At 32.2% G+C, this 13,953-nt stretch carries 13 protein-coding genes; 12 read left to right on the forward strand and 1 reads right to left on the reverse strand.

The annotated features are described in order from the left end of the window. Positions 1-39 precede the first annotated feature (39 nt). The 9 genes from DFQ09_RS03175 to pth all read left to right on the forward strand — a co-directional run bounded on the left by DFQ09_RS03175 (position 40) and on the right by pth (position 7,907). On the forward strand, positions 40-768 hold the full coding sequence (locus DFQ09_RS03175; RefSeq protein WP_115808140.1) for a GLPGLI family protein: 729 nt from the start codon (positions 40-42) through the stop codon (positions 766-768). After that, entirely contained in the window at positions 768-1,469 is a 702-nt protein-coding gene (locus DFQ09_RS03180) for a GLPGLI family protein (RefSeq protein ID WP_115808141.1), read from the forward strand. The genes DFQ09_RS03175 and DFQ09_RS03180 overlap by 1 nt, the downstream gene beginning before the upstream one ends. Positions 1,470-1,498: 29 nt before the next feature. Next, the gene (locus DFQ09_RS03185) at positions 1,499-1,780 is read left to right on the forward strand and encodes a carboxypeptidase-like regulatory domain-containing protein (RefSeq protein WP_179349327.1); all 282 of its coding nucleotides are present in this window, start codon (positions 1,499-1,501) and stop codon (positions 1,778-1,780) included. A 517-nt stretch (positions 1,781-2,297) separates the two neighbouring features. After that, complete coding sequence (locus DFQ09_RS03190; RefSeq protein WP_115808144.1) at positions 2,298-2,507, forward strand: hypothetical protein; 210 nt, start codon at positions 2,298-2,300, stop codon at positions 2,505-2,507. Positions 2,508-2,581: 74 nt separating this feature from the next. Next, positions 2,582-3,319 carry a GLPGLI family protein gene (locus tag DFQ09_RS03195; RefSeq protein WP_115808145.1) on the forward strand — a complete coding sequence of 246 codons (738 nt, stop codon included), beginning with the start codon at positions 2,582-2,584 and terminating at the stop codon, positions 3,317-3,319. A gap of 188 nt (positions 3,320-3,507) precedes the next feature. Continuing rightward, a complete protein-coding gene (locus DFQ09_RS03200; protein WP_147298318.1) occupies positions 3,508-3,708 on the forward strand; it encodes a hypothetical protein in 201 nt (66 codons plus the stop codon). 59 nt (positions 3,709-3,767) lie between these two features. Next, on the forward strand, positions 3,768-4,454 hold the full coding sequence (locus DFQ09_RS03205; RefSeq protein WP_115808147.1) for a GLPGLI family protein: 687 nt from the start codon (positions 3,768-3,770) through the stop codon (positions 4,452-4,454). 6 nt (positions 4,455-4,460) lie between these two features. Next, positions 4,461-7,157 carry a carboxypeptidase-like regulatory domain-containing protein gene (locus DFQ09_RS03210; RefSeq protein WP_115808148.1) on the forward strand — a complete coding sequence of 899 codons (2,697 nt, stop codon included), beginning with the start codon at positions 4,461-4,463 and terminating at the stop codon, positions 7,155-7,157. A gap of 117 nt (positions 7,158-7,274) precedes the next feature. Then, positions 7,275-7,907 (forward strand): aminoacyl-tRNA hydrolase, encoded by a 633-nt coding sequence (gene pth, locus DFQ09_RS03215; protein WP_179349329.1) that lies wholly within the window; start codon positions 7,275-7,277, stop codon positions 7,905-7,907. Between the two features lie 54 nt (positions 7,908-7,961). Here the strand turns inward: pth and DFQ09_RS03220 are convergent, their stop codons facing one another. Then, positions 7,962-10,016, reverse strand: coding sequence for a zinc-dependent metalloprotease (locus DFQ09_RS03220; RefSeq protein WP_115808150.1), 2,055 nt, complete (start codon positions 10,014-10,016; stop codon positions 7,962-7,964). 297 nt (positions 10,017-10,313) lie between these two features. Between DFQ09_RS03220 and DFQ09_RS03225 the strand changes: the two genes are divergently transcribed. The 3 genes from DFQ09_RS03225 to serS all read left to right on the forward strand — a co-directional run bounded on the left by DFQ09_RS03225 (position 10,314) and on the right by serS (position 13,948). Continuing rightward, on the forward strand, positions 10,314-11,222 hold the full coding sequence (locus DFQ09_RS03225) for a bifunctional riboflavin kinase/FAD synthetase (RefSeq protein ID WP_115808152.1): 909 nt from the start codon (positions 10,314-10,316) through the stop codon (positions 11,220-11,222). Then, the gene (locus DFQ09_RS03230) at positions 11,215-12,522 is read left to right on the forward strand and encodes an HTTM domain-containing protein (RefSeq protein WP_115808153.1); all 1,308 of its coding nucleotides are present in this window, start codon (positions 11,215-11,217) and stop codon (positions 12,520-12,522) included. Before DFQ09_RS03225 ends, DFQ09_RS03230 begins: the two co-directional genes overlap by 8 nt. A gap of 154 nt (positions 12,523-12,676) precedes the next feature. Beyond that, a complete protein-coding gene (serS, locus tag DFQ09_RS03235; protein ID WP_115808155.1) occupies positions 12,677-13,948 on the forward strand; it encodes a serine--tRNA ligase in 1,272 nt (423 codons plus the stop codon). The last annotated feature ends 5 nt before the right edge of the window (positions 13,949-13,953 follow it).

Raw genomic sequence — 13,953 nt, forward strand, 5'->3', positions numbered from 1 at the left:
TCCCATGCCATGTACACATTACTTTAATCAGACATTATTATGAGAAAAATTATCTTTTTAATTACATCAGTTTTTTATTTAAGCCTTTGTTTCGGGCAAGCTAATGGAAAAGCCTACTATATTAAAAACATTAATACAGCGTTTGAAAAAAAATTAGACTCGCTATCTAATATACCAGGGAACCCAATTAAATCTTTGGAGAAATCAACAAAAAACTTAGAGTTTGTTTTATCTTTTAATGAAGATACTGCCCTTTATAAAGAAGTTGAACAAATGTCAACTGATAATAATAAATCCATAGAACTGGCTAAAATATTATCTGGTTACGTTGGGCCCTCTTATTTTGATTTTAAAAACAGGAAAGTCATTTTTGAAAAAGACTTGTTTAATGAACTCTATTTGGTTGAAAGAGATATATCTGCTTTAAAATGGGTTTTAAAAAAGGAAAAATTAGTGCTTAACAACTTAACGTGCTACAAAGCAATAACTTCAATTACGGTAGAAGGCAGAGGAGGCACGGAGGAAGTTCCTATAACCGCTTGGTATACTTCGGATATAAATATTTCTGCAGGTCCTGATGGTTTTGGCGGATTACCTGGTCTAATTATTCAGTTAGAAAAAGGCAATTTTGTTACAACTTTAAAGAGAATTGAGTTTTTAGATAAAAAAAACAAAATAGACTTACCACATAAGGGAAAAGAAATAACGGAAGTTGGTTTTAATGCATTGGTAAAAAAATCAACCACTAATCGAAGAAAATATAAGTAATGATTTATAAACAAATTTTTACAATTGTTTTAATCACCCTTTTTCAACTAAGTTTTTCACAAATTAGTGGTAACGCCCATTACTATAAAGTTTCTAATTATAAAATTGGAGGAATAGGTGTTTCTAAAAACTCAAAAGAACCAAATAAGACAATTGATAGTTCAATCTCAGAAATTGATTTTGTAATAAAATTTAATGATTCCTTAGCTGTTTATGAAAAATTAAACAAAGATGATTCATTTGATGCCATTGTTATTTCACACTCAGGATATAATGGTCCTTTTTTCTACGAAATAAAACAAAAGAAAGCTGTTAAAGAACAGGGGAAATATTTAATTGAGAAAGCCTTTGATGATTATAACTGGGTTTTAACTGATGACATCATGATAATTGATTCTCTTGTTTGCTACAAAGCAACTTCTACAATAAAGATTAAAGGCAGACGCAGTGATTTTACAAAACCTGTTACAGCATGGTACGCGCCTGAAATTTGTCTTCCTGTTGGTCCTGATGGTTTTGCAGGATTACCAGGTATAATTGTTGAACTCAAAATTGATAAAGTTACTACGCGACTAAAAAAAATTAATTTTACAGATAAAGATGTCATCATTGAATTACCTAAAAATAAAAAAAGAATGACTGAAACAAAGTTTGATAGTTTCATTGAAGGTTTGATTGCTAGTGGAAATGAGAAAAATTAGATATTATACATATGGACCTGAAAGTTATTATGCTGAAGTATTTTTTTGTAATCTTTTATACTTTTATTTTAAAATCATATTGTAACGCACAACAAGTTCAAGTTCAAGGCCAAATAACAGACTCGCTACAAAAACCTTTACCCTACGCCAACATCTTAGCCATACCTGAAACAGATGACCAAGACGTTAAATTTGCTATTTCAGAAAATAACGGAAGCTACACATTAGGCTTAATAAAAAACCAAACCTACGAGCTTACTGTAAGTTATTTAGGCTATAGACAACAGACCAAAATGATTTCAAAATTATAGATTATGTTATTAACGATTATTTGAAATCCCTAATTTTTAAAGATTAATTTCATCTTATACACCACAATAACGCATTCATATACAAAAACTTAGTGTTAAAGCCCAAACACAAAACTGTTAAAGTCTTAACTATCTTGCAATTGCAATTACGGTTTTTCCGCAATTAACATTTCTTTAACAAATAACACGTTTTTAATTAGGTGGTTTCCATTTTTTTTTTTTTTAGATTTACAATGTTGAAAGCATTTTTATAGAGTAATTTAGAAGTCACTCTTAAGAATGTGGACAACAAAAATGTTAAAATTATAGCTTGTGCAAGCTTTTTTTTATCCCTGAGAATTAAAATTAACAGTACAAAAAAAAGACTTCTAACAAAAATGACTTCTACTTCTCATTCCCTTAATGAGAAAACAAATGACTTCTAAATTTAAAAGACTTCTATTCCCTAAATTTTAGGGAGACATTTTTTATTAACCAACCTATCCTAAAAAATGTGATGGGTTTAAAATCTTAAATTATGAAGAAAACAATTTTTAGCCTTATGGCTGTGGTAATGTTTGTTGGTAGTTCATTTAATTTGAATGCTGCAACAAACTTAGAAATTTATAAGGATTGCGTGGCTGAAGCTATTGAATTCCAAGATGAATTAGAAGAAATGGGTATAGATAAACAAACTGCGAATGAAGTTGCAAACATTGAATACGAATTTTGCGTCAACGGAGAGTAAAATTGTTAATTAGCTAAACATTAAAAGCTATATAAGTATTAACATTACTTATATAGCTTTAATACTATCAGAAAATGAAAAAATCAGTACTACTTATAGCCATTTTAGTAGGTGCTTGCTTAAATGCCATTGCACAAGATATCGGAAAAATTGAATATAAAATTAAATTGGATGGTGAATTTATCAATCAAGAAAAATTAGAAAAAAAAAAGAAATTAAGTTTTATAAATAATGCACTCAATGAACATACAGAACAATTCAAGTTTAGCTTAGTTTTTAATAAGGAAGAGTCCATTTTCAATGTTGAAGAGCAAATGACTTCTGACCATAACAGTCGTGACTTTAGAATAGCCAAAGCTCTAATTGGAGCAAGTAGAGTATATTATTTAAACACCAAGTCTAATTTAAGTCTAAATCAATTCAATGCGTATGGTCAAGATATAATAATTAAAGATAGCATTTCCAATATCAAATGGGCACTTACGAAAGAGTCTAAAGTGATTGATGGTTATACTTGTTACAAAGCCAATACAGAAAAAATTGTCATTAACAGTAAGGGCACATTCAAAACAAATGTTATAGCTTGGTACACTCCCGATTTAAATTACAACTTTGGTCCAAAAGGATATGCAGGGTTACCAGGTATGATTTTAGAGCTGAATGATAATAAGTTTATTTATTATGCTTTTAAAATTAATTTAAATATGGCCAATCAAATTAAAATAGATAAACCTAAAAAAGGTAAGATTATGACTAAATCCGAATTTACAGAATTAGAGAATAATATTGACAATACTTTTGGGCAAAAATAAGCCAAATCTTTAATTATTTATTTAAACTTTTCACTGGTCAAGATTACGAATTACCATTTTTTTGAAATAGTTGCTTATTCAACTAAGCAGAAACATTAAATATAAAAACCAATCCTGTTATTTATAAAATTATTTACGGAGTTTACTCTAAATGGCTATTTTGATCAAATAAAAAAGTAATTAGCCTTATGTCCGTGGTAATTATGTTTGTTGGTACTTCTTTGAGTGCTGCACCTGTAATTGAAGAAGATAATTCTAATTGTGTAAGAAGAGCTAGGGCTGCAGCTTTTGCTGTTGCTGATCATTTTAATGAACACCCAAATGATGACCTAGAATACTATTTAGAAATTTATGATGCTGTATATTTAGATTGTTACCTTAATGGATAATATATTTGGAGTAAGGAGATTAGTTTAATCTCTTTACTCTAATTTTTAAAAAGTTTAAAATGAAACAATTGTTAATAATATTTTTGTGGTTAATATTAGTTAATGATACTAATATTGAAAATTTCCAGTCAGGTGAAGTAACATATTCAATTAGCATGGCAAAAGAAATTATTGAAAAGGGCAAAGCAAATCCTAAATTGAAAAGGTTATTCAAAAATGCTTCTGATGTAGAATATCAGCTTTTATTTAATAAAAAGGCCTCAGAATATAAGAAAATTAAAGCTATGCAAAATGATGCAAATAGTCGATTTAATATTACAGAAATAGAAGCCGGTGGAAAGAATATTTTTTATTTCGATTTAGAAACAAAGGAAAATATTTATTCAAAATCAATTGATAGTGAAACTTACTTAATTTCAAGACCTACATATGCATGGAAAATAACGAAAGAATCAATAATAATAGGGGAATATAATTGTTTAAAGGCAATTTTGTTAAATGATGAAGGAGAGGAAATGAATATATTCGCATGGTTTACAACGCAAATTCCGTTAGGGTATGGCCCAAAGAACTTCAACAGTTTACCTGGTTTGATTTTAAGATTAAATTCAGGTAAGGCAGTTTATAATGCAACGAAAATAAAATTATTAAATAAAAATATACTCTTAAAGAAGCCCCAAGATGGTATAAAGCTCACTTACAAAGAGTTTAAAAATAGATTTAAAGGATTCTTTGACAAAAATTAAATTTTAATGCGGTATTATAGATTTTTTAACTTGCTCTTTTTAACATTTGCCCAGTTTAGTTTGATTTCTTTTTGTAACGCTCAACAAACTCTAATCATAGGTAAAGTCACGGACACCATACAAACCCCTTTACCCTACGCCAATATCTTAGCAATACCCCAAGCAGATGATCAAGACGTTAAATTTGCTATTTCAGAAAATGACGGCAGCTACAAATTAGGTTTAATAAAAAACCAGACCTACGAGCTTACCGTAAGCTACTTAGGCTATAAGCCACAAACAATTACCATTAGCACAACAGACCAAGACCTTATTAAAAACTTTATCCTCAAAGAAAACCCGGACCAATTAGATGAAGTAACCATTAAATACACACCACCAATTACGGTAAAAAAAGATACTATTACTTATGATGTTACCAAATTTGTAACAGGCGAAGAGCGTAAACTACGAGATGCCTTAAAAAAACTACCAGGCGTAGAGGTAGATAGAGAAGGTAATGTAACTGTGCAAGGTAAAAAAGTAACCAAAGTTTTAGTAGAAAATAAAACCTTTTTTACAGGCAATAGTAAATTGGCCGTAAATAACATCCCAGCAGATGCTGTGGAAAAAGTAGAAGTATTAGACAATTACAACGAAGTTGCTATGCTTAAAGATTTGCAAGACTCTGAGGATATGGCCTTAAATATCTTACTAAAAGAAGATAAAAAGAAGTTTGTATTTGGAGATATAGAAGCTGGTGCTGGTATTAAGGAACGTTACCTTGTGCATCCTAATCTTTTTTATTATAGCCCAAAAACGAATATAAACTTTATTGGAGACCTTAATAACCAAGGTATAAAAAGCTTTAGCTTTAGTGATTATTTGGAATTTGAAGGCGGTTTTGGTAAACTGCTAGATGATGCTGGCAGTTATTTTAGTCTCTTTAATAGCGATTTTGCACAATACCTCAATAACCAAGATTTTACAGATAACATCAACCAGTTTGGTGCCTTAAATATTAGGCAATCGGTTTCTAAACATACAGATATTAGTGGGTATTTAATTACTTCTAATTCCAAGACCCAAACCGCAAGTAACACCTTAAATGCTTACCAAAATATAGAAGACCCTTTTACAGAAGACAGAACGGTTACTAATCACCTCAATAACTTTTTTACTATTGGCAAGGTCACCGTTGACTACGATCCAACTTACAAACAAGATTTTGCTTATAATGCTTTTGTAAAAGTGACCAACAATGATAGTCATGGTTTTGTAAATACAATTAACCCAGACCAAAATAATAGTATTACGACAGTAACCGATGTTGCAGCACTTAATATAAAACAAAATATTTCCTACAGTCGTAAATTGTCTAAAGCGCATACAGCCACTTTAGAAGCGACTTATAATTTTCAGAATGACAAACCCATAACAGAATGGCTCACTAATCAGCAAATTTTACAAGGTTTAATCCCTTTAGAAGATGCCGACGTGTATAACATACTTCAAACTAAAAAATCAACGTCGCATAATTTTAATGCCATTATAAAAGACTATTGGGTACTTAATAACTTTAACCACCTTTATACAAGTGTTGGTATTAACACCTCTTTTAACGATTTCATTAATAAAGATGTACAATTGCTTAATGATGGCAGTATTAATAATTTTAGTTCGGCTGGTTTCGGTAATGATTTTGGATACAGCTTTATAGACACCTATTTGGGATTAGAGTATAAATTTCAAATTGGGATTGCAACGTTTAAACCTGCTGTTTTTTATCATGGTTATTTATGGCGGACTGAACAATTTGATGATGCTGAAGCGTTTTCTAAAAATTTGTTATTACCACAATTCACCACTAAAGTAGAATTTAATAATAGTGAAAAACTCAATTTTAAATACAAACTGAATGCTCGGTTTCCTGGCATTAATCAATTAGCTAATAATTTTGTACTCTCAAATTTTAATAGTGTTTATAAAGGGAATAACCAATTAGAAAATCAATTATATCATTCCGCATCTTTAAGTTATTATAAATTTAGTTTGTTCAGAAATTTAAATTTCAACCTAAATACCAGTTTTAATAAACGTATAAAAAGTGTAAAAACGGTTTCAGAACTTAACGGCATAGAATCGTTTAATACAACCATTATGTTTGACCAACCAGAACATAATTGGATGCTTAGTGGACGCGTTTCAAAAAAAATTAATAAAATCCGTTATAACCTGAGTAGTCGTTTTAGCTACAATGATTATTTTCAAATCCTAAATAGCGAAACCAATCTTAATGTTTCAAAATCAATATCTTCAACGATTGGCATAGAAACATCTTTTAAAAATCATCCTAACGTAGAAATAAATTATACCAAAGATTTTAATAATTACAAAGCCTTAAATAACGTCTCTAATTTTGAAAATGACCAATTAGAAGTGATTCTGGAATACGATTTTCTAAACGACTTTATCTTTAAAGCAGATTACACCTTTGATAATTACACTAATAAAAGTCTAGATACTAAAACCACTTTCGATACTGCAAATGCGTCGTTATTCTACCAAATTGAAGATAGTCCTTGGGGTTTTGAGATAAACGCCACTAATCTTTTTGATACGCGTTTTAAACAACAAAATTCATTTAACGCTTTTGTGATTAGTGATAGTAGAACATTTATTTTACCAAGAATTGTGATGTTTAAAGTGAGTTATAAGTTATAATTCTATTTGTAATCTTTGAAATAGCTTTAAAAACTAAACCCACAAACCAAAGACCATAGCTATAAAGTTAGTTTTTAGTCAACTTCTTTTTACTTTTGCACCAAGCAAGACTACGCTATGCAAAATTTATTTAAAAAATGGTTCGGTTTTAGTGATAAACCAGAACTCACAGAAGAAGATACAATGAAAAAATTCTTAATCGTTGGCTTAGGAAACATAGGCGAAAAATATGCGAATACCAGACATAATATTGGTTTTAAAATTCTCGACTATTTAGCTGAATCCAATGACATCCTCTTTGAAACCGTAAAACTTGGTGATGTTGCTACCCTAAAAATTAAAGGACGAACCCTCATCCTTTTAAAGCCTAGTACGTTTATGAACCTCAGTGGAAAATCCATAAAATATTGGTTAGAGAAAGAAAAAATCCCTTTAGAAAATTTACTCGTTGTCACCGACGATTTAAACCTTCCTTTTGGATCACTCAGATTAAAAATGAAAGGCAGTGACGGAGGCCATAACGGTCTAAAAGACACGCAAGACAAATTACAGACTGTAAAATATAACCGATTTCGGTTTGGTATAAGTGATGAGTTTAGCACAGGGAGACAAGTCGATTACGTTTTAGGCGAATGGACCGACGAAGAAAACACACAACTTAAAGAACGCTTAAAAATTTCGGCAGAACTGGTGAAGTCTTTTGCTTTGGCTGGAGTAAATACTACGATGAACCAATTTAATGGAAAATAATAAAGACTGCCTTTTCAGACAGTCTTTATTAATATAAGAATTTGTATTCCTAATTTACTTTACTATAATCTTCTTCGTTATTTTATTTGCTCCATCACTAATAGTTACTAAGTACATACCAGACTTCGCATTATTAAGATTTATAGTCTGATTAAAATTAGCGCTATTGGTGTACGAGTTATTAAAAATTCGTCTTCCTCTTATATCAAAAACATCAATATTAATTGCATTACCAGAATTAGAATTCAACTTTACTGAAAACTCTCCAGAATTCGGATTTGGAAAAATCGCAAAATCTGAGAGACTAAACTCATCAACACTTAAGGCTTCTTCTGCACATATTGTAATTGACCAATCATTTAAATTCCCCGTATCTTGAGCAAAAAAGTCGGCAATTAAGATAGTCCAATCTCCTTGTGCTTGCATTCCATTAAATTCACTTAATGCTTCTCTTGGAGCAAATGTTCCTATAGTCGGGCTCGCACATGCTAAAGCTCCTGCTTCATCATCAAAAGTAATATCAAAATTAGCATCATTATCGCAGTCACTATTATAGACATCAATAAAAGTAGCACCATCTGGATGGATGATACGAACGATTAAATCGCCAATATAAGTATGTGTAACATCAACATTTACCGTTATTCCCTCTATTATAGCTAAATCTGGAATACTAATAATATGTTGCAATAATGGCTGACCTGCTTGACCAGAGTTACCATCAGCTATATTCAGGGCTAAATTCGCATCAGAGGCATAGGTATCACACACTATGGCTGTACACGTGTTTTTCAATAAAACATCTACTATGTCTACTACAGATCCTGGAGATGATGTCCCAGTAACAGCTATTGTATATTCTCCCGTTGCCGTTGTATCTAAATTACCAATAGTCATAGTAAAACTTCCACTAGAACTTAAAGTGGTTGGACTAAAAGTTACCGTAGCGCCCGCAGGAGCTCCTGTTGCCTCAAATACAGTTGATTCATCAAACCCTTGTATGGTAGTATAAGAAAAATTAAATACAGCTTCCGTATCTGTTGTAGGACAAGATAAAATTTCACTATTGTTAGAAGCAATTTGAAAACCTGGTTCTGCTGGCGAACAAACACCTGGTTTTATTTGAGATGCTATTGCTGCTACCCACGCATCCATTCTTGTGGCTTGACCAGCACTAAACATGTACAAACATCTATCATCACCATAATCCATAAAGCTCATGGTTAATGCAGTCTCTCCGGGAACGCAACCTGCTACATTTCCCACAGAAGGACAACCGTATGTGCTATTAGCAACCTCAGGTGTATCTGCAATACCATCACCACCACTACCACAAACTCCATTTCCGTCACCATTAAAAGTGTGAGCTAAGTTGTAAAAATGTCCTAACTCATGCGTTGTTGTTCTTCCTAAATTAAAAGGAAAACTTGGAACAATACCCGAACCAGAACAGCCAGAACCAGAACCAAATGCAGTAGTGCTAATCGTTACGGCCTGACCCGCAGCTATACTACCTCCTAATGGCGAAAACCCTAGAAGACCTCCAAGTGGTCTTATTACAAAATTCATATAACCACCCCAATTACTATCTGTATTACCTCCATTACCAAAGTCATAACCAATTGTAACCGCAGGATTACCTTCTAACAACTCAGAATCTAAACCTACTGGGTGGTCAGAAAGCGCCATACAAAAAGAGATACTAGCGACACCTAAACCTGTATTAGGATAAAATCCACTAGCTGCATTCCATTGTGAAATATCGGCATTGGTAGCCGTATAATCTGCATTCAAAATATCTATTTGGTTTTGAGCTAATGCTTCTAAACAAGCCCGATCCGCTTCATTTGCTGTCGGAAAATGCACGGCAACCGGAATTACAATAGGATTCCCACCACGTTGGCTAAAGTTTTCTTCGGATAGTAATTGCTGAAGCTTAACTTTAAATTTTTCCTGGCTTAATTCATATTCTCTCGCAAACTCAGGATCTTGCATTTGCTGATCCATATATTCTAACATACCACAAGAACGCTCTTGTGCTGTTATACTCACAAAACAGGAAAAAAGGATTAATGTGAAAATGGCTTTTAAAGTAAAGTTCGTATTCATAATTATTTTTTAATTTAGTTTTAGGCTTTCAAGATAAAGCATTAATTGACAATAATCTTTTGGATTAATATTTTTCTTTAATTTTTACTATACAAATACCTGAAACAGTATTTTAGTCTTTACTCACTATTTATCGCGAATATTCAGTTGAGCACATTTTGAAAATACCAATAAAAACAAGGATAATGACAAAACAAAATGTAGCTTTGTTTTCATAAATGTTTGTATATAAAATTAAGATTCTTCAGGGTTTATATTTTTTTAAAACATGTATTATAAATCAATAAAACAAAACGCTTGACTTCAAATTCGGCAAAAGTAATAACTATAGGCACCTTTGACGGTATCCATATTGGGCATCAGAAAATACTAAAAAAAGTAGTAAAACTTGCTAAAAGACAAAACCTTGTCCCTGTGGTTTTAACACTTTTTCCGCATCCAAGAATGGTGCTTCAAAAAGATGATTCTATCCGCTTGCTAAACACTATTGAAGAGCGCATAGAATTATTAAAATCGCATGGCATAAAGGAGGTTATTGTAAAAAAATTTACCAAAGAATTTGCCAATCTTTCTGCTCAAGACTACGTAAAGCAAATTTTAGTAGACGAACTAAACACCAAACAAATCGTTATTGGTTACGATCATCATTTCGGAAAAAACAGAAGTGCAAATATCACAGACCTCAAAGCATTTGCTGACCTCTACGATTTTAATGTTGAAGAAATTTCTGCGCAAGATTTAAAAGATGTTACGGTGAGTTCTACAAAAATTAGAACCGCCTTAAATCAAGGTGAGGTAGACTTAGCCAATTCGTATTTAGGTTATAATTTCTTTATTACAGGCACAGTCGTTAAAGGCAAAGGGCTGGGCAGAACCATAGATTTCCCGACCGCAAATATTAATATTATAGCAACTTACAAACTCATTCCGAGCGACGGGGTTTATGTGGTAAGATCTGTAATTGAAGGCAAAACGGTTTTTGGAATGATGAATATTGGCACCAACCCAACCGTTGATGGTAAAAAACGTTCTATCGAAGTGTATTTTTTCAATTTTAAGAGCGATATTTATGATGCTGAATTAAAAATCGAATTTTTAAAACGCTTACGTAGCGAACAAAAATTTGAAAATCTAGAGGCCTTAAAAATGCAACTCAAAAAGGATATGACAAATGCATCGAGCTATTTAAAAACCTTAAATGAATAAGTTTCTATTTAAACATATAGACAATTCCGGACTCATCGTTTTTAGAATCGTTTTTGGGTTGTTATGTTTTTTAGAAGCAGTAGGAGCCATTTTCACCGGTTGGATTAGGCGTACCTTAATAGAACCCGAATTTACCTTTTCTTTTATTGGGTTTGAGTGGTTACAACCACTTCCTGGGGACTGGATGTATGCCTATTATGCTATTATGGGTCTTTTTGGACTCTTTATTATGTTGGGCTACAAATATAGATTTAGCATGCTCATGTTTGCATTGATGTGGACTGCGACGTATCTCATGCAAAAATCATCGTATAACAATCATTATTACCTATTGATGTTGCTAAGCTTTTTAATGGTATTTTTACCTGCAAATCGCTATGCGTCTTTAGATGTTAAACTAAACCCATCTCTTAAAAGCATCTCAATGCCCAGTTGGTGTAAGTGGGTTTTTGTGCTACAATTATTTATTCTTTATACTTATGCTTCTGCCGCTAAATTTTATCCCGATTGGCTAGATGGTTCTGTAATGGAAATTCTTATGAAAAGCAAAGCCAATTTCTATGTCGTTGGCGAACTTTTACAGCAAAAAACAGTACACTATATTTTAGCTTATGGTGGTATTTTATTCGACGGTTTAATTATTCCGTTATTACTTTTTAAACGCACACGTAAATATGCCTTCTTTGCGTCTATTTTCTTTCATTTGTTTAACTCTTTCATCTTTCATATCGGAATTTTCCCTTACATGTCCTTAGCATTTAGTTTGTTCTTTTTTGAACCTAAAGTCATCAAGACTATATTCCTAAAACGGAAAGTGTATTATGAAGCCGACGATGTTATTGTTCCAAAATACAGCACGGTTTTACTATCAGTATTTTCTATATATTTCATCATTCAAATCGCATTACCACTTAGACATCATTTTTTTGAAGATGATGTATTATGGACCGAAGAAGGCCATCGTTTATCTTGGAGAATGATGCTACGCGCCAAAAGCGGTAGAACAACCTATAAGGTAATTAATGCAGAGACAAACAAGGCCATCCCTATAAAGTTAAATGATTATTTAACCAAAAAGCAACAACGGGGAGCGAGTACAAAACCAGATGTTATTTGGCAATTTTCGCAGCATCTTAAACAAGATTTTGCTAAAAAGGGAATTCCAATAAAAGTATATGTCAATTCTTTTGTGAGAGTTAATGGAAAACCATCAAGGCAACTCATAGACCCAAAAGTTGATATTGCTAACGAGGAATGGCACCACTTTAAACATCATGATTGGATTTTACCTTCAAAATAATCACTTCAATAGATTATCACTGTAAAAACGCGTTGTCCTTTAAATCAGATTTTACATTATAAAATAAAACCTTTTTATTTTTATCTGGTCATTTTCTTTTTACTTTTGTGGCTTATTTTTCCTATACCACGTGGTATTAACTTAATTCATAGATATGTTACAAGTTGCTTTTATACAAGAGAATAAAGAAGACATCATTGCACGTTTAGCAAAACGAAATATTGATGCTACAGAAATGATTAATGAAGCGATTGCTTTTGATGAAGACCGAAAAGCAATTCAGACGAAATTAGATAATACAAAAGCAGAATCTAACTCCTTATCTAAAGAGATTGGTAATTTATATAAATCTGGAGAAACGCAAAAAGCGAACATCCTAAAGGAAAAAACTACGCAACTAAAGGAAATCACTAAGACTTTTGAACAAGAGCTTAACGATAAAGTTGAAGCCCTTTCTGAATTGTTATACAGAATTCCTAATGTTCCAAATCCTATTGTACCTGCCGGAAATACAGATGAAGACAATGAGGAAACGTTTAGAGAAGGTGACATTCCAAAATTACACGAGGGAGCTTTGCCACATTGGGAATTAGCCAAAAAATACAACATCATCGATTTTGAATTAGGAAACAAAATTACAGGTGCAGGTTTCCCCGTTTATATTGGTAAAGGTGCCAGATTACAACGTGCATTAATTGCTTATTTTTTAGATAAAAACACAGAAGCTGGTTATACAGAATACCAAGTACCGCATTTAGTTAATGAAGCCTCTGGTTTCGGAACGGGTCAATTGCCAGATAAAGAAGGGCAAATGTACCATGTTACTGCAGATAATTTATATTTAATTCCAACGGCAGAAGTACCTGCAACTAATATATTTAGAGACACCCTTTTAAACGAAACCGATCTACCAATTAGCATTACAGGATACACACCTTGTTTTAGACGTGAAGCTGGTAGTTATGGAGCACATGTTAGAGGATTAAACAGATTACACCAGTTTGATAAGGTTGAAATCCTTAGAGTTGAACACCCAGATAATTCTTATAAAGCATTAGATGGCATGGTAAATCATGTAAAAGGCATTTTACAAGAGCTAAAATTACCTTACCGAATCTTGAGATTGTGTGGTGGTGATTTAGGATTTACTTCGGCTTTAACTTATGATTTCGAAGTCTTCTCAACAGCACAAGATCGTTGGTTAGAAATATCTTCTATATCTAATTTTGAAACGTTTCAAGCGAATCGTTTAAAATTACGTTTTAAAAATGCTGATGGTAAAAACGAATTATGCCATACCTTAAACGGAAGTTCTTTAGCATTGCCAAGAGTTTTAGCCGGTATACTAGAGAATTATCAAACAGAAGACGGTATTAAAATACCTGAAGTTTTAGTGCCTTATACAGGTTTTGATATTATCAATTAATAAAA

The sequence above is a fragment of the Winogradskyella pacifica genome (genome assembly GCF_003386275.1).
Classification (GTDB): Bacteria; Bacteroidota; Bacteroidia; order Flavobacteriales; family Flavobacteriaceae; genus Winogradskyella; species Winogradskyella pacifica.